Annotated in this window: 18 protein-coding genes; 11 read left to right on the top strand and 7 right to left on the bottom strand. The window is 59.9% G+C overall.

Annotated features, from left to right (window positions below; genetic code table 11):
• The first annotated feature begins 45 nt into the window (after positions 1 to 45).
• Complete coding sequence (locus JBO08_RS05725; protein ID WP_220074338.1) at positions 46 to 375, top strand: hypothetical protein; 330 nt, start codon at positions 46 to 48, stop codon at positions 373 to 375.
• A gap of 324 nt (positions 376 to 699) precedes the next feature.
• Here the strand turns inward: JBO08_RS05725 and JBO08_RS05720 are convergent, their stop codons facing one another.
• Positions 700 to 981 (bottom strand): excalibur calcium-binding domain-containing protein, encoded by a 282-nt coding sequence (locus JBO08_RS05720; RefSeq protein ID WP_220074339.1) that lies wholly within the window; start codon positions 979 to 981, stop codon positions 700 to 702.
• A 112-nt stretch (positions 982 to 1,093) separates the two neighbouring features.
• Between JBO08_RS05720 and JBO08_RS05715 the strand changes: the two genes are divergently transcribed.
• The 5 genes from JBO08_RS05715 to JBO08_RS05695 all read left to right on the top strand — a co-directional run bounded on the left by JBO08_RS05715 (position 1,094) and on the right by JBO08_RS05695 (position 6,088).
• A complete protein-coding gene (locus JBO08_RS05715) occupies positions 1,094 to 1,432 on the top strand; it encodes a hypothetical protein (protein WP_220074340.1) in 339 nt (112 codons plus the stop codon).
• Positions 1,433 to 1,468: 36 nt separating this feature from the next.
• Positions 1,469 to 1,690, top strand: a complete 222-nt coding sequence (locus JBO08_RS05710; RefSeq protein ID WP_220074341.1) for a hypothetical protein — start codon at positions 1,469 to 1,471, stop codon at positions 1,688 to 1,690.
• Positions 1,691 to 1,877: 187 nt separating this feature from the next.
• Positions 1,878 to 3,071 (top strand): tyrosine-type recombinase/integrase, encoded by a 1,194-nt coding sequence (locus JBO08_RS05705; protein ID WP_122757175.1) that lies wholly within the window; start codon positions 1,878 to 1,880, stop codon positions 3,069 to 3,071.
• A 20-nt stretch (positions 3,072 to 3,091) separates the two neighbouring features.
• On the top strand, positions 3,092 to 4,678 hold the full coding sequence (locus tag JBO08_RS05700; protein ID WP_082224316.1) for an ABC-F family ATPase: 1,587 nt from the start codon (positions 3,092 to 3,094) through the stop codon (positions 4,676 to 4,678).
• Positions 4,679 to 4,912: 234 nt separating this feature from the next.
• Positions 4,913 to 6,088, top strand: coding sequence for an MFS transporter (locus tag JBO08_RS05695; RefSeq protein WP_065880455.1), 1,176 nt, complete (start codon positions 4,913 to 4,915; stop codon positions 6,086 to 6,088).
• On the opposite strand, the gene JBO08_RS05690 is transcribed toward JBO08_RS05695, so the two are convergent.
• Entirely contained in the window at positions 6,082 to 7,119 is a 1,038-nt protein-coding gene (locus JBO08_RS05690) for a dienelactone hydrolase (protein WP_065873204.1), read from the bottom strand. The two genes, JBO08_RS05695 and JBO08_RS05690, sit on opposite strands and share 7 nt — an antisense overlap.
• Before the next feature lie 241 nt (positions 7,120 to 7,360).
• Positions 7,361 to 7,972, bottom strand: a complete 612-nt coding sequence (locus tag JBO08_RS05685) for an FMN-dependent NADH-azoreductase (protein ID WP_065880454.1) — start codon at positions 7,970 to 7,972, stop codon at positions 7,361 to 7,363.
• 124 nt (positions 7,973 to 8,096) lie between these two features.
• Here JBO08_RS05685 and JBO08_RS05680 point away from each other — a divergent pair, with 124 nt between their 5' ends.
• Both JBO08_RS05680 and JBO08_RS05675 read left to right on the top strand, forming a co-directional pair.
• On the top strand, positions 8,097 to 9,005 hold the full coding sequence (locus tag JBO08_RS05680) for a LysR substrate-binding domain-containing protein (protein WP_065873206.1): 909 nt from the start codon (positions 8,097 to 8,099) through the stop codon (positions 9,003 to 9,005).
• Positions 9,002 to 9,358 carry an MmcQ/YjbR family DNA-binding protein gene (locus JBO08_RS05675; protein WP_065873207.1) on the top strand — a complete coding sequence of 119 codons (357 nt, stop codon included), beginning with the start codon at positions 9,002 to 9,004 and terminating at the stop codon, positions 9,356 to 9,358. The genes JBO08_RS05680 and JBO08_RS05675 overlap by 4 nt, the downstream gene beginning before the upstream one ends.
• 258 nt (positions 9,359 to 9,616) lie before the next feature.
• Here JBO08_RS05675 and JBO08_RS05670 read toward each other — a convergent pair whose 3' ends face one another.
• Together JBO08_RS05670 and JBO08_RS05665 are read right to left on the bottom strand one after the other, a co-directional pair.
• A complete protein-coding gene (locus JBO08_RS05670; RefSeq protein WP_065873208.1) occupies positions 9,617 to 10,000 on the bottom strand; it encodes a DUF1294 domain-containing protein in 384 nt (127 codons plus the stop codon).
• A complete protein-coding gene (locus JBO08_RS05665; RefSeq protein ID WP_065873209.1) occupies positions 9,997 to 10,827 on the bottom strand; it encodes an undecaprenyl-diphosphate phosphatase in 831 nt (276 codons plus the stop codon). The genes JBO08_RS05670 and JBO08_RS05665 overlap by 4 nt, the downstream gene beginning before the upstream one ends.
• Before the next feature lie 219 nt (positions 10,828 to 11,046).
• Between JBO08_RS05665 and JBO08_RS05660 the strand changes: the two genes are divergently transcribed.
• From JBO08_RS05660 to JBO08_RS05650, 3 genes are all read left to right on the top strand, one after another.
• Complete coding sequence (locus tag JBO08_RS05660; protein WP_065873210.1) at positions 11,047 to 12,681, top strand: methyl-accepting chemotaxis protein; 1,635 nt, start codon at positions 11,047 to 11,049, stop codon at positions 12,679 to 12,681.
• A 204-nt stretch (positions 12,682 to 12,885) separates the two neighbouring features.
• Positions 12,886 to 13,449: a nicotinamide riboside transporter PnuC gene (gene pnuC, locus JBO08_RS05655; RefSeq protein ID WP_049708513.1), complete on the top strand. Its 564-nt coding sequence runs from the start codon at positions 12,886 to 12,888 to the stop codon at positions 13,447 to 13,449.
• A complete protein-coding gene (locus JBO08_RS05650) occupies positions 13,446 to 13,973 on the top strand; it encodes an AAA family ATPase (RefSeq protein WP_220074435.1) in 528 nt (175 codons plus the stop codon). Before pnuC ends, JBO08_RS05650 begins: the two co-directional genes overlap by 4 nt.
• 9 nt (positions 13,974 to 13,982) lie before the next feature.
• Here the strand turns inward: JBO08_RS05650 and JBO08_RS05645 are convergent, their stop codons facing one another.
• Both JBO08_RS05645 and ggt read right to left on the bottom strand, forming a co-directional pair.
• Entirely contained in the window at positions 13,983 to 14,777 is a 795-nt protein-coding gene (locus JBO08_RS05645; protein WP_220074342.1) for an exodeoxyribonuclease III, read from the bottom strand.
• A 179-nt stretch (positions 14,778 to 14,956) separates the two neighbouring features.
• Complete coding sequence (gene ggt / locus JBO08_RS05640) at positions 14,957 to 16,681, bottom strand: gamma-glutamyltransferase (RefSeq protein WP_065909272.1); 1,725 nt, start codon at positions 16,679 to 16,681, stop codon at positions 14,957 to 14,959.
• Between the last annotated feature and the right edge of the window lie 49 nt (positions 16,682 to 16,730).

Genomic DNA, 16,730 nt, shown 5'->3' with positions numbered 1-16,730 from the left:
CCCTCCCCCTTCAAAGTCAGCCGCTATAGCGGCAAGGACGAAGTCATGCCTGAAGAAATCAAATTGATCCAGCCAGCCCCGGTCGTTCGCGATGAATACGGCATGTTCGCTCACCCAGATATGCCGCCCTTCGACGAGGGCGACGGTGACAAAGTCAAAGCCTGGGTTGCCGAGCAGTCGTTGGAGGTGCAGATGGTGAGCCTCGAATACCACAGCGACGAAGCGGTCTCTGAGCGCTATTTCGAAGCAGGCGATCCGGACTGCAGTTATTGGGAGCCGGATCGTCCTGACGGCGAGGGTTGGTTTTGCCTGGCCATTCACGACACGGACGATGGCCCGGTTTGCTGGTGGGCACGCCGCGAGGTGACGCCATGATCGGCACCCTCTGGTTCGCCTACGTGTTCATCTACGCGTTACTGGGCGAGGATGTGACCAATGGACCAAGGCGTTGAGTTACTAGCCCAGAGGAAGGGAGTTGTTTAACTCGCAGCTAACTACTTCGATCCATCGAATCACTGCCCACAGCATGAAGGGCGCGCTCAAATTACTTGATAGAGCGCCTGCCAGCAGAGCACTTCAACAACACACACTTGAAATACATGCGCAGCAGATTAGGTGTAGCACAACCCCCGATCCCATGCCGGATCTATTTCAGACAAACCCCAATCCCCCTAAATGCCTGCCGGTGAGCGGCGGTTATCAGTGGCACCACTGCCTCTCGCAAGGCACACCGTCATTGTCACCATCCATCTGCATGCCTGGGCAATTGCTCAAGAAAGTCTTTGCCTCTGGGCACGAAGTCATTTGAGAGCAGTATTTTCGCCCATCGCATTTGAAACCGGGCGGCGCGACGGCTGGAGCGGGCCCGAATGCCGAGGCTTCCTTCACAAGCGAAAGCTTTGAACTTACCCAGGTCTGAACATCGGGGGAAAGCTTCCAGGTCAAAAACCCTGAAATCAGTAGCACCACTATCAGCTTCATCTTGGTCCATCCATGGAGAGAGGTCGCTTGAATCTTAGACCGTCCTTTTTCCAATACAACCCTTCTCACTTCGACAATCAGCCTGCCAGTAAACGGCAGGCGAGGTATTCCTGTGCTCAAACAAATTGGAAAGTTCATCACTGAACCGCTGCGCAAGGGCGACAAGAGCCATCCTCTGCGTTGGCGTATGGGGATGCGGTTGAACCACATCCACAACGACCTGCATTCAAAGCACCCGAAACTCTGGAACGCCATCGTGATGACGGCGCGCACGCTGATTTGCAAGCCGTTGGGCCATCGCTGGACCAGGTTCGAAGCAGTGAAGTACGGCGATTTTGGCGACTCGCGGATCTGCAAACTCTGCCGCATCAGCCACGGGCAACACCGTGGCGTCGATAGCTACCACGAAACCCACCGCCAGGGCGGCTGGAACAAGATCGCAAAACCCTAACCCACCTTCTGCCGCCCAGCGCGGCAAGGACACCACATGTTCGCAATCAAACTCACCCTGATCCTGCTGGGGCTGTCCGTGTACCTGGTCGGCACCGGTGCCTGGTTCATTTGGATCGGCCCTGACCTGGTTGGCACCGGCACCACAGAGGCGCTGCTCCACGCATTCGCCGGCACCTGCGCCTGGCTGTTGATCACCTTCGGCCTGGCAGTTCACATCATCAAGACAGCGCTGCCCACTGCGGGCGGCGGGAGGTAGGTATGGCAGCAGCAGAACAGCTAAACGACGGGATCACTGGCGACAAGGTGCCCGAGGCGCAGATGGCCGAGATCCTGGGCACCACCCTTGCGGCCCTGCGCTCCAAACGTGCCAGAAAGCAGATACCTGAAGGTGTCTGGAACACTCATTGCGGCAGGATCATCTACAGCATCAGGAGATATTACGAATGGCTCGAAAGCCAATGGGTTTGCCCGCAGGAATGGACCTCCACCACGGATCGATCCGCATCCGCTTTATGTGGAACGGCAGCCGGCGGAGTGAAACGCTCCCCTATCCCCCGACACAGAAAGGAATCAAGTCTGCCTCACAGGTTGTTGATCAAGTAAAAGGCCTGATTAAGCTGGGGCTGCTCGACGACGATAAGTACGCCGAGCTTTTCCCCAGTTCCAGCAACGTCGCTGGGGGGAAGATCAACTTCGGCGAGTATGCCCAGCTCTGGCTAGACAGTCGTGAGGTGGTCGGTGGAACGAAGGCGAACTACAAGGGTGCACTGAACCGGTACTGGATGCCCGGCCTGGCCCTGGTGCGAATCGACCTGATCACCACTACGCTGCTCCGCCGGGTAATGGCAGCCAGCGAATGGAAGTCCCCCGGGGTGAAGCGCAACGCGATCTCAAAGCTGTCGACCATCCTGAACTCAGCAATGTCCGAAGAGCTTATCCCGAAGAACCCCGCGGCGATCCTGGAGTTACCCAAGCGCAGCAAGAAGGAAATTGACCCGTTCACTTTGGAAGAGGCAAACCTGATCATCGCCAAGATGTACGAGCACGATCACTGGCCCAGCACGATTTATGCGGCATTTTTTGAGTTTGTGTTTTTTACAGGAATGCGCCTTTCCGAGGCCCTGGCAATGCGCTGGGATGCGGTAGACGAAGAGAAAAGGACGGCCCACGTCTGTCGTGGGATCGCCCTGGGGGAAGTGGTAGAGCGTACAAAAACGGGTGGAGACCGCTTTGTTTTGCTGAATGAACGCGCCATGCATGCGCTGAAATTCGCGAGGGAATACGCAGAGCGTCGGAAAAAAGGTAAAGGGAAGGTGCTGGAAACGCCTTTCATTTTCCCGCCGTCTAAGAACTCGGAGTACGTGAAACAGACATCTGACCTGCACAAGCAGTGGATTCCGACCCTGAAGGCTCTCAATATCCGTCGTCGGCCGCCATACAACTGTCGTCACACCTATGCGACAATATGCATTATGTCTGGCATGAACCCCGCCTTCATCTCCCAGCAGCTCGGCCATAGTGTGCAGATGCTGCTCTCGACTTATGCGCGTTGGATCAACTCAAGCTCGGACTGGAGCGAAATGCAAAAGCTCCAGATTGGTCCCAAATTGGTCCCAGTTCAAATAAGCGCACCCTAAGCTATTGATAGGTAAAGTAATTGATCTCCACAGCTAACATCACCATGCAGTTCGGCGCCAAGCCGCTCTTCGAGAACGTCTCGGTCAAGTTCGGCGCAGGCAACCGTTATGGTTTGATCGGTGCCAACGGTTGCGGCAAGTCGACCTTCATGAAAATCCTCGGTGGCGACCTCGATCCGTCCGGCGGCCAGGTCATGCTGGAGCCGAACGTGCGCTTGGGTAAGCTGCGCCAGGACCAGTTCGCCTACGAAGAATTCACCGTGCTCGACACCGTGATCATGGGCCACGAGGAACTGTGGAAGGTCAAGGCCGAACGCGATCGTATCTACTCGCTGCCGGAAATGAGCGAAGAAGACGGCATGGCCGTGGCCGAGCTGGAAACCGAATTCGCCGAGATGGACGGCTACACCGCCGAATCCCGCGCCGGTGAGCTGCTGCTGGGCCTGGGCATTCCCCTGGAACAGCACTTCGGCCCGATGAGCGAAGTGTCCCCTGGCTGGAAACTGCGCGTATTGCTGGCCCAGGCGCTGTTCTCCGACCCTGAAGTGCTGTTGCTCGACGAACCGACCAACCACTTGGACATCAACACTATCCGCTGGCTGGAAAACATCCTGACCCAGCGTTCCAGCCTGATGATCATCATCTCTCACGACCGTCACTTCCTGAACAGCGTGTGCACCCACATGGCTGACCTGGACTACGGCGAGCTGCGCCTGTTCCCGGGCAACTACGACGAGTACATGACTGTAGCGACCCAGTCCCGCGAGCAATTGCTGTCGGACAACGCCAAGAAGAAGGCGCAGATCTCCGAACTGCAATCCTTCGTCAGCCGCTTCTCGGCCAACGCCTCGAAAGCCAAGCAAGCCACCTCCCGCGCCAAGGCGATCGACAAGATCCAGCTGGCCGAGGTCAAGCCTTCGAGCCGTGTGAGCCCGTTCATCCGTTTCGACCAGAACAAAAAACTGCACCGCCAGGCGGTCATTGTCGAGCGCATGGCCAAAGGCTTCGATGGCAAACCGCTGTTCAAGGACTTCAGCTTCCAGGTTGAAGCAGGCGAGCGCGTGGCGATCATCGGTCCGAACGGTATCGGCAAGACCACGCTGCTGCGCACCCTGGTCAACGAACTGACGCCGGATGCCGGTAGCATCAAGTGGACCGACGCGGCTGAGCTGGGCTACTACGCTCAGGACCACGCCCATGACTTCGAAGACGACATGAGCTTGTTCGACTGGATGGGCCAGTGGACTCAAGGCGAGCAAATGATCCGTGGCACCTTGGGTCGCATGCTGTTCTCCAACGACGAGATCCAGAAGTCGGTGAAGGTGATTTCCGGTGGTGAGCAAGGCCGCATGCTGTTCGGCAAGCTGATCCTGCAAAAGCCGAACGTGCTGATCATGGACGAACCGACCAACCACTTGGACATGGAATCCATCGAGGCCCTGAACCTGGCACTGGAGAACTACCCGGGCACGCTGATCTTCGTCAGCCACGACCGTGAGTTCGTATCCTCCCTGGCCACCCGCATCATCGAGTTGAGCGCCACCGGCGTGATCGACTTCAGCGGCACCTATGACGACTACCTGCGCAGCCAAGGCGTGGTGTTCTAACCCGACTTGCCCTGCTGACCGGACTTACCGTAGTGAGCGGGCTTGTCCCGCGCTGGGTGGCGAAGCCGCCCTAAAACCAAACACCGCGCTCTGTCTGACAGACCGCGGTGTTTTTTATTGGGGTGGCTTTGCCACCCAGCGCGGGACAAGCCCGCTCACTACATAGTTAGGCTGCTTTCTTTTCTCCCGGCCCCTTGCCATGATGCGCCTACCGCCCGCCAGCGAACGAGTGCCATGCCTGCCGCCACCCCCAACTCCCTGTCGATCACCCTGCAGATCGTCTCCATCGTCTTCTACACCTTCATCGCCTTTATCTGCATCGGCCTGCCGATTGCGGTCATCCCTGGCTATGTACACGAGCAACTTGGGTTCAGCGCTGTAGTGGCCGGCATCACAATCGGCTCGCAATACCTCGCCACCCTGCTCAGCCGTCCCATGGCCGGGCGCATGTCGGATAACGTCGGCACCAAGCGTGCAATTGTGTTGGGGTTGGCCGGGATTCTTGTGAGTGGCGTGCTGACGTTCTTCGCGACGCTGGTGGAAAGCCTGCCGTCGCTGAGCCTGGGCATTCTGATCGTCGCACGTCTGTTGTTGGGTGTGGCCCAAGGGTTGATCGGCGTGGGCACCATTAGTTGGTGCATGGGCCAGGTCGGTGCCGAACACACCGCGCGGTCGATTTCGTGGAATGGCATCGCGTCCTACGGTGCCATTGCCATTGGTGCACCGCTGGGTGTGGTGATGGTGGCCGAATACGGCTATACCAGCCTCGGCCTTGCGCTGTCAGTGTTGGCGGCGCTGGGCCTGGTGCTGATCCGCAACAAACCATCGGTGCCGGTTGTGCGTGGCGAGCGCCTGCCATTTTGGGCAGTGTTCGGGCGTATCGCGCCGTTTGGCGCCAGCCTGTGCCTGGCATCGATTGGCTATGGCACCCTCACCACCTTTATCACCCTGTACTACCTCAATCGAGGCTGGGTCGGCGCGGCGTACTGCCTCACGGTATTTGGCGCGTGCTTCATCCTGTCACGGCTGGTGTTTATTTCCGCCATCAGCCGTTTTGGTGGCTTTCGGGCAGCGATTGCCTGCATGACCATCGAAACCCTCGGCCTTACGCTGCTATGGCTGGCGCCGTCCACCGGGGTAGCGTTGATTGGAGCCGGGCTGACCGGCTTTGGCTTGTCACTGGTGTACCCGGCGCTGGGGGTGGAAGCCATCAAGCAGGTGCCCAACAGCAGCCGAGGCGCGGGGCTGAGTGCGTATGCGGTGTTTTTTGACTTGGCCCTCGCGATCGCCGGGCCGTTGATGGGCGCCGTGGCCTTGAACCTCGGCTACGGCTGGATCTTCTTCTGCGCCGCGCTGTTGTCGATCACCGCCCTGGGCGTGACCCTGTTGCTCATGCGCCGCGCTTACTGATCAGCCGTTTGCATACCGGCGCGGGTGGATTGACCGAGGGTGTGGCTGAAAAAACGCCCCGCCTCAGAGATCAAGTCACGGTGAATGCCTTCACGGTCGACACCGTCAGCATCCGTGCAAATCGCCGGCATCGCCGCCAATTGGTCGCTGTCACACGGCGCCATGAACACGAAGTGCCCTGCCCCGGCCAGCAGCTTGAAGTCCGGCGGCTCAGGCAGCTTGCGCGCCAGGGCGGCAGCGTTCTTGTCCACGGCCACCAACTTGTCACCATCGCCACTGTAGAGCAGCACCGGCACATGCACGTCGGCCAGGGTGTGACGACCGAACATCAGGCTCAACGGTGCCATCAGCATCAAGGCGTGAATGCGCGAGTCGGATTGCGGTTGCAGGTCATCGCGGTCCACCACCAATTCGCCCTTGGTGGTGCAGGCATCACGATCTTCCGGGCGCTGCTGACAGTAACGGCGCAAGCGGTCGAAATCCGGCTTGGCGCCCGCCAGGATCAACGCGGTTTCACCCCCGGCCGAGTAACCGATAACGCCCACCTGATCGACGTCAACAAAGGGCGACAGCATCGGATCGCCCAGGGTGGCAGTGATCGCTTCAGAAATCTGGATCGGCCGGCCATACAGGTTGCTCACCGTACCCAGTCGACTGTGGTCTTTGTAGTTGTCGCCAGGATGCAGCACCGCCACCACCACAAAACCTTTACGCGCCAGCGACGTGGCCAGGTCGTGCAGGGCCAGAGGTGTGCCAGTGTTGCCGTGGGACAACATCAACATCGGAAATCGGCCGATGGCAATCTTGGAATCTTCAGAGGCCGCGACGTGATAGGCGCCCAACGGCGTGGTGTGCTCAGCGTCGGTGGACGGGTAGAACGCGATGGCTTTCATCGGCTGCAAGTCCAGCGGGTCGAGAAAAGTCATGCGGTGGAAGCCCACACTCCAATGGGGGTGCGGCGCAGGGGCGGCGTGCACTGAAACCAGGCTGCCGAGCAGGGAAAGAACCATAACAGCACAAAGACGCATCATGGGGAGGGCCACCTTTGCTGTGTGCCCACGTTCAACATCCGCGGCATATCTGGTTGAAAAGTCCATGGTTCAAGGCGCTCGCACCGGGTGATAACCCAATGCGTGCATAACCTGGGCCAGAGTAATGACAGCGGGTAAACGAAAAAACTCCGTATTCCGGTCGTTTTGAGGCGATCAGAATACAGAGTTTAGACGCACCGCTTCAGATTGAAACGGGGAAACGTGCTGTTTTACATAAGCTTTACGCGGCGGCAAACAATTGTTCGTTGATGAGTACGTTGGCGTCGCTCAGGGATTTGCTACGGAACTCATCACCATACGCCAGACCATGGGCGCGGACGAACTCGATGTCGGTGATGCCAAGGAAACCCAGCAGCACTTTCAGATATTCTTCGTGGGCTACACCGGTGGCTTGGCCGACGTGCAGGCCGCCCGACGTCGATACGATGATCACCTTCTTGTTGCCGCACAGGCCTTCCGGGCCGGCTTCGGTGTAACGGAAAGTCTGGCCGGCGACGGCGATGCGGTCGATCCAGGCTTTCAATTGAGTCGGGATGGTGAAGTTGTACATGGGCGCAGCCAGTACCACGGCATCCGCGGCGAGGAATTCAGCCAGTGTCTTTGCGCTGAGGTCGGCTTCTTGTTGCTGGGCGGCGTTGCGCTGTTCGGCCGGGGTGCCCAGGGCGCCCAGGGTCGCGCCGGAGAAGTGGTTGATGCCTTCGGCGGCCAGGTCGCGGTAAGTCACTTCCACACCCGGCTCTGCCGCTTGCCAGGCCTTGACCACACCCGCGCTGAGCTGACGGGACGCCGAGTTGTCGCCGAGAATGCTGGAATCGATATGCAAGAGTTTCATGTGGGATCTCCGGTTAGGATCGTCAGGGGCGATCAGATGGTGGTGATGCTACGCATGAAACCAATAGCCGATAAGGCAGCTTAAATGCGATAGTTCGTCCCACTGACAGGACAATAGGCTGACCATGCAAGACCTCAACGACCTCTATTATTTCGCCAAAGTCGTGGAAGCCGGTGGCTTCGCGGCGGCCGGGCGATTGCTGGGAATTCCCAAGTCGCGGCTGTCGCGGCGCATCGCCGAGCTGGAAGAACGCCTGGGCGCGCGCCTGCTGCAACGCACCACCCGCCAATTGACCCTCACCGCCGTCGGCGAGCGCTACCTGCGCCACTGCCAGGCCATGCTGCTGGAAGCGGAAATGGCCGATGAGGCCGTGGCCAGCATGTCCAGCGAACCCCGTGGTCGGCTGCGGGTCAGCTGCCCGGTGGGCATGGCGCAGCATATTCTGCCGGAGCTGGTCGCGGGCTTTCTCGCTGCCCACCCCCAGGTGCAGTTGGAAATGACCCTGGTCAATCGCCGTGTCGACCTGGTGGCGGAAGGTATCGATGTGGCTTTGCGCGTGCGTGAACTCGGTGATGAAGACCCGCTACTGGTGACCAAACGCTTGCGCCAGGCCCAGACCGTGCTGGTCGCCAGTCCCGAATTCGTGCGCGAGCGCCGGGTCAACAGCCTCGACGACCTCAGGCAACTGCCCATACTCGGCGCACTGGAGGCAGACCGCATGGTGCATCAACGTATCCTCGACCCACAGGGCACCCCTCACGAACTGGTGATGGAGGCCCGCCTGGGCATCGAAGACTTCATTGTGCGTAAAGCCAGCGCCATCATGGGCGTGGGTTTTACCGTGTTACCGATGATGTATTGCGAAGAAGAGCTGGCCAGCGGCCGATTGGTGCAATTGTTGCCTGAATGGTCGTTGCCGGGCGGCTGGCTGCAGGCGGTTTACCCGCATCGGCGCGGCGTGCTGCCGGCGATACGTGCCTGGATCGACTATCTGGAAGAGGGCTTCAAAGGCTGTGGAGACCGCTTGCTATGAGGATGACCGAAGAACACGTCGCCAGCTTCTGCCTGAGCCTGCCCGGTGCGCGGGAGGACTATAAATGGGGCGGTGTGCGTGTGTTCTCGATTGCCGGCAACAAGATGTTCGCCCTGCAGAACCTGCGCGGTGAATCGCTGGCATTCAAGGTCGATAAGGAACTGTTCCTCGGCCATGTGGACCGCCCAGGCATCCACCCGGCGCCGTATCTGGCCCGCGCGCAGTGGATCATCATGAACACGCCCTACCCGCTTGGGGCCGATGAACTGCGTGACTTGTTGCAGCGGTCCCACCAGTTGGTGGTCAGCAAGTTGCCCAAGCGCACGCAGGTCGGGCTGTTGCTGGATGATTGACGCAAAAGCACGTAGGTAATCAAGTTTCCAAAAGTGAGTCGCTGTAAGAGCGAAACCCTAAGTGGCCGTGACCGTAGCAACGGATATGTACCCCAACCAGAAAACTCTAGCGCCTGACACATAGCCATCGCAGGCAAGCCAGCTCCCACACTTGAACCGTTTCTCGCCAGATAAAACTCACCGCATGCCCAGCCGCCACGGGAGCAAGCTCCCTCGCCACAGGTCTAGCGCAGCACCAAAAGAGGTGCAGATCCAACCCTATAGGACTGAAACCAACGTGCCGCCGAGAAACATCTGGTCAAGCCAAAACACCTGGTGCAGCAACACAATCACCCAAAACAACACCTGATAAGACACCTTGCGCGTCTTGTGCCGGAACACCTGCTGGGCAATCAACGCCCCCGGCCAACCGCCCGCCAGTTCCACGGCATGCAGGATATTCTCCGGCGTACGCCAACTGTCAGTGCGCGCCTTGCGCTTGTCGCTCCAATACAGGAAAAACGCAATCACGCTGACCACGCCATACGCCGCCAGCGGGATCACGGTCTCGCCGCGCTGCCACACCAATACCGAACCCAACAGCGGCGCCGTGCACAGCAGCACGAAGAGCGCTGCCTTCAAGCGTGGATGCTGAATCATCATGCCTTGGCCGCAGCCCAGTCGATCCAGCCGAATTGCCAGGTCGCCAGGATCAGCAAGCCAAACGCAATGCGGTACCAGGCAAACGCTGCATAGCTGTGGCTGGCGATGAATTTGAGCAAGCCCTTGACCGCAATCATCGCGAAGATGAACGAGGTCACAAAGCCGATGGCGAACACCGGCAAGTCCGCAGGCTGGAACAGGTCACGGTACTTGTAGCCCGAATACACCGCCGCACCCACCATGGTCGGCATCGCCAGGAAGAACGAGAACTCGGTGGCGGTCTTGCGCGACAGGCCGAACAACAGGCCGCCGATAATGGTCGAGCCGGACCGCGACGTGCCCGGAATCATCGCCAGGCACTGCGCCAGGCCGACCTTGAGCGCGTCTTTCCAGGTGATGTCATCGACGGTCTCGGCGTGTACTTCGTGCTCGCGGCGCTCGGCCCACAGCATGATGACGCCGCCCACCACCAGCGCCGTGGCTACGGTGACCGGGTTGAACAGGTAATGATGAATCAGGTCGGCGAAAATCACCCCCAACACCACGGCCGGGAAGAACGCAATCAGCAGGTTGACGGTGAACCGCTGGGCCTTGCGCTGGGTCGGCAGGCCGCTGACCACTTCGAAAATCTTGCCACGGAATTCCCACACCACGGCCAGGATGGCGCCCAGTTGAATGATGATGTTGAACGCGTTGAAACGGTCGCCGGTAAAGTCGAGCAAGTCGGCGACGATGATCTGGTGGCCAGTGCTGGAAATCGGCAGGAACTCGGTAAGCCCCTCCACAACGCCAAGAATCAATGCCTGTATGGCGGTCCAAAAATCCATGCTTCCCCCAAAGGTCTTGCTCTATGGCAAGCCTCGTTGATCTTTTTAATGGTTCACTGACGACAAGACACGATGCTGGGTTTTACCCCCAACCCGCAAAAATCCTGTGAAAAATCAGACAGTACTCAGGTTTTCCGAATACAGGCCGAAAGCCTATCAGACAAGGCGGAAAAGTCGATGCAACGCCCACAATTATAAAAAGCCCGGAGTGACAGGACGATGAACAGTTTGCGCAATATGTCGATCAGCCGGCGCCTCTGGCTGATCCTGATAGTCGCCGTGCTGATGCTGTTGGCCCTGGGTTTGCTGATGCTCAAGCAGATCCATGACGACTTGTACCAGGCCAAGCGCCTACAGACCCAACACGTGGTCCAGGCCGCCAGCGGGATCCTGACGTTTTATCACAGCCTCGAGACGACTGGCGTGATGACCCGCGAAGCCGCGCAGAAACAGGCCCTGAGCGTGGTGCGTGGCTTGCGCTACGACCATGACGACTATTTCTGGATCAACGACCTCACGCCGGTGATGATCATGCACCCGGCCAACCCCAAGCTCGATGGCCAGAACCTGTCGGCCATTCGTGACCCTGACGGGTTTGCCGTGTTCAACGAGTTCGTGATCCTGGCCAAGGCCAAGGGCGCCGGCATCGTCAACTATCGCTGGCCGAAGCCTGGGGCCGACGCGCCAGTGGCGAAAACTTCTTACATCCAACTGTTCCAGCCGTGGGGCTGGATTATCGGTTCCGGTGTGTACGTGGATGATGTGCAGGCCGAATTCAGCACCCAGGTCTGGAAGGCCTCGTTTATCGGCCTCGGCATTGCGCTGGTGATGGCGTTGCTGGTCTCACTGATTGCCCGCAGCATCGTGCGGCCGTTGCAGGACGCGGTGAACGCCATGGGCAACATTGCCAGCGGCGAAAGCGACCTGACCCGCAGCCTCGACACCCACGGCAGGGACGAAGTCACCCAATTGGCCCATCACTTCAACACCTTCACCGCCAAGTTGCGCGAGGTGGTGAGCCAGTTGCAGGTATGCGCCAACGCGCTGGGCCAGTCCTCACAGGAGCTGGGCAACAATGCGACCCAGGCCCATGACCGCAGCCAGCAACAGTCCCAGCAGATGGAACTGGTGGCCACCGCCATCAATGAAGTCACCTACGGCGTGCAGGACGTGGCCAAGAACGCTGAACACGCCGCCAGCGAAATGCGCGACGCGCAGGCCCAGGCGCAGCAAGGCCAGGTCAATATCGACGGCAGCCTGCAACAGATCGACCAACTGTCCAACACCATCAGCCAGGCCGTGGAAGTGATTCGTACCCTGTCCGCTGAAAGTACCCAGATCGGCAGCGTGCTCGAGGTCATCCGTTCCATCGCCGACCAAACCAACCTGCTGGCCTTGAACGCGGCGATTGAAGCGGCACGCGCTGGCGAACAAGGCCGCGGCTTTGCGGTGGTGGCCGATGAAGTGCGCCTGCTGGCTCAGCGCACGCAAAAATCCACGGCTGAGATCCAGGGCATGATCGAGCGCCTGCAAGGCCATTCGGAAGCGGCGGTCAAAGTGATCAGCGACAGCCACAGCGCTTCGCAACTGACCATCGAGCAAGCCGGCCAGGCCGGCGCCAGCCTGACCGCCATCGGCCAGGCCCTGCACAACCTCAACGGTCTGAACGCGTCGATTGCCAGCGCCACGCTGCAGCAGGCGCATGTGGTGGAAGACATCAACCAGAACGTCACCCAGGCCGCCGGTTTGTCCCACAGCACGGCGTTGGCGGCGGAACAGTCGAGCGTAGCAAGTGCGCACTTGCGCGGCCTGAGCGATCAACTCGACGGCCTCTTGCGCCAGTTCAAAGTCTAGTCCCGTGACGAGCGGGCTTGCCCCGCGCTGGGTGGCGCAACCGCCCCAAACCAGTCGCCGCGCTCTGTCTGACAGAATGCGGTGTTCTTATTGGGGCTGCTACGCAGCCCAGCGCGGGGCAAGCCCGCTCACTACAAGCCAATTCCTACGCCAATCTTCTTTCGTTACAATCCCCGCCCTCTCCCACTCTCACAAGGAACCACCATGTCCGGGCTTGAACTGTTTGCCGCTGCCCTGGGGGTGATCGCTGTGTGGCTGACGGTCAAGCAAAACCCTTGGTGCTGGCCGATCGGGCTGGTCATGGTGCTGCTTTACACCTGGGTGTTCTACGACGTGAAACTCTATTCCGACATGCTGCTGCAGGTGGTTTACGCCGCCCTGCAGGTCTACGGCTGGTGGCAGTGGACCCGCGCCGGCCAGGTCAAGCAAGGGCGCCAGGTCACCAGCCTGGGTGTGCCGGCAATCATGGCCAGCCTCACGGTCGGCGCCGTCGGCAGCCTGCTGCTCGGCGCCGCCATGGCCCACTGGACCGACGCCGCCCAACCCTGGCTCGACGCCGCGCTCACCGGTTTCAGCCTGGTGGCGCAAATGTGGATGGCGCAGAAACGTGTGCAGTGCTGGGCCTTGTGGATTGTGGTGGACGTGATCTTCGTCGGGCTGTTCCTCTACAAAGGCTTGTACCTCACCGCCGCGCTATACGCGCTGTTCACCGTGATCGCCGTGCAAGGCTGGCGTGAATGGCGCGCCGACCCGGCGTTGCACGCATGAAAGTGGTGGTACTGGCGGGTCCCGAATCCAGCGGCAAGAGCTGGCTGGCGGCTGAACTGCAAGCGCACTTCGGCGGGCTGATGGTCGGTGAATATGTGCGCCATTTCATCGACCATCATCAACGTGATACCACCTTGGCCGATATCCCGGCCATCGCCCGCGGCCAACTGGCCTGGGAGGATGCTGCCCGCGCCGAACAGCCTGAGCTGTTGATCCTCGATACGCATTTGCTGACTAACAGACTCTGGAGCCAAACCCTGTTCGGCGACTACCCGGCGTGGCTGGACAGCGAACTGCTGGCACGGCATTACGACCTGCACCTGCTGCTCTCGCCGGATGATGTGGAATGGACCGCCGACGGCCAACGCTGCCAACCGGAACTGGCGGATCGACAAGCGTTTTACCAAGCCAGCCTGGATTGGATGCACCAGCATCAGCAACCGGTGGTGGCCATGGGGGGCGACTGGGAGCAACGCCGTCACACAGCCTTCGGCGCCGTCACGCACTTGCTGGCCTCGAACTGATCCGCGATATCAGCGCTTTTTGCGTGTACCCAGTTGTATCCACGTCGGCGCATGGTCGCTGGTGTGAGGCTCGTTGCGCACCCACGCGTCGACGCCCGCGCCCTTCAGATAGGGTGTAAGCGCGGTGTTGAGCAGCACATGATCGATGCGCAGGCCAGCATTTTTCTGCCAGTGCTGGCGGAAGTAATCCCAGTAGGTGTAGACCCGCTCATCGGGATACAAATGGCGTAGCGCATCGGTCCAGCCTTGTTCCAGCAGGCGTTGGTAAGCGTCACGGCTTTGCGGTTGCAGCAGCGCGTCCTTGAGCCAGGAGCGCGGGTTGTAGATGTCCAGGTCCGTGGGCACCACATTGAAATCCCCAGCCAGCAGCACCGGATGTTCACTGGCTTGCAGCGCCGTTGCGTAGTCGATCAGCCGCTCGAACCACGCCAGCTTGTAGTCGAATTTCGGCCCAGGTTGCGGGTTGCCATTGGGTAAATACAGGCAGCCGACCAATACGCCATGCACGGCGGCTTCGATATAGCGGCTTTGCGTGTCACTGTCATCGCCCGGCAAACCGCGCCGGCTCTCCAATGGCTGAGCGTCCCGCGCCAAAATCGCCACCCCGTTCCAGGACGCCTGCCCCAGGCAGATCGCACCGTAACCGGCCGCTTCAAATTCGGCGTAGGGGAACAGGCTTTCAGGCGCCTTGAGTTCCTGCAGGCAGACGATGTCCGGCTGGTCCCGTTCCAGCCATTGCAGCAGGTTAGGCAGCCGGGCACGAATACCGTTGATGTTGAAGGTTGCGATTTTCAGCGCTTTCATGGGGCGGGTCCTTCCAGGGCTCTTGGGGTAGAGCCTGGAAGCGACACAGATGTTCCATCCAACACGGCTCCAAGTGTGGGAGCTGGCTTGCCTGCGATAGCATCAACCGGGTCAGCCTGATCTACCGAGTCGCCTGCATCGCAGGCAAGCCAGCTCCCACATGTGGATTGCGTCAGGCCTCAGTAGCCGAGGGAAAGCCCGGTGTTGCGACGCGGGTCATTCGCCCCATAGAAGCGGTTATTCCCCACCGGCTTGCCACCCAGGGATGGAGCGCCCACGAGGATCGCCGCCAAGTGGTTGGCGTCCTGGGGACCTGCAAACTTGTGGCCCCAGCTTTCAAGGATCTTCTGGGTGTCCGGGCTGACCGCGAAGGTCTCCAGGTTAGTCGTCTCAGGCATCCACTGCTGGTGGAAACGCGGCGCGTCCACGGCTTCCTGGATGTTCATCTTGTAGTCGATCACATTCAGGATGGTCAGCAAGGTCGCGGTAATGATGCGGCTGCCACCTGGCGTACCCACTACCATCACCGCCTTGCCATCCTTGGTCACGATGGTCGGGCTCATCGACGACAGCGGCGCCTTGCCCGGTGCAATGGCGTTGGCTTCACCCTGGACCAGCCCGTACATGTTCGGCACGCCGACCTTGACGGTGAAGTCGTCCATTTCATCGTTGAGGATCACCCCGGTCTTGCTCGCCATCACGCCCGCACCGAACCAGTCGTTGAGGGTGTAGGTGACCGACACCGCGTTACCCCACTTGTCGACGATGGAATAGTGGGTGGTGTTATTGCCTTCATGGGGCGATACACCCGGCTTGATCGCCTGGGAATCACCGGCCTTCTGCGGATCGATCGCGTCACGCAGTTTCGTCGCGTAGTTTTTGTCCAGCAGGTGCTCGATCGGGTTCGTTACGAAATCCGGGTCACCGAGGTAGCTGTTACGGTCCACATAGGCGTGGCGCATCGCTTCGATCTGGTAATGCAGGCCTTGGGCCGAGTGATAGCCCAGGTCGGCCATCGGGAAGCCTTCGAGGATGTTCATGATCTGGCAGATCACCACGCCACCGGAGCTCGGCGGGGGTGCCGAAACGACGTGGTAGCCACGGTAGTCGCACTCGATGGGCGCCAGCTCGCGGGTTTTGTATTTGTCGAGGTCTGCCTGGGTGATGATGCCTTTGCCAGCCTGGCTGGAATCGACCAGGGCCTTGGCAACCCAACCTTTATAGAAACCGTCATTGCCCTTGGCCGAGATTTCCTTGAGGGTCTTGGCCAGGTCTTTCTGCACCAGTTTCTGGCCCACCTGCAGCGGTTGGCCGTTATGCAGGAAGATTCCGCGCATGTCCTTGTCTTTTTCAAACTCGCCGGTAGCGGTATGCAGCAGGTCGATATCACCCTGCTCCAGGGCGAAGCCGTTTTCCGCCAGCTTGATCGCCGGGGCGATGACCTGGGCACGCTTGAGGGTGCCGTATTTGCTCAGGGCCAGCTCCATGCCCGAGACGGTGCCGGGTACGCCGACAGCCAGATGGCCCTTAGCGCTGAGGCCTTCGACGACGTTGCCATCTTTGTCCAGGTACATATTGGCGGTGGCCGCCAGCGGCGCTTTTTCGCGAAAATCGAGGAAGGTCTTGCGCCCGTCAGCCAGTTGCACGGTCATGAAACCGCCACCGCCCAGGTTGCCCGCCGCCGGGTATACCACGGCCAGCGCATAGCCCACGGCGACGGCCGCATCGACCGCGTTGCCGCCGGCCTTGAGCACATCCACGCCCACATGAGTTGCCAGATGCTGGGCCGTTACCACCATGCCATTTTCACCGGCCACCGGGGCCTGGGACGCGGCTTGCACACCACTGACCGTCAACACCAGGGCGGTGGCAATCAAGGTACGGCTGAAGGGTTGGTATTTCATCCATGGCTACTCTGGTTATTGAGATGCACCAAAATAGCCCGTTGCGGAT

The organism is Pseudomonas sp. LAP_36 (assembly GCF_019456785.1).
GTDB classification, from domain to species: Bacteria; Pseudomonadota; Gammaproteobacteria; order Pseudomonadales; family Pseudomonadaceae; genus Aquipseudomonas; species Aquipseudomonas tritici.
This window is presented reverse-complemented; position numbering and strand designations above follow the sequence as displayed.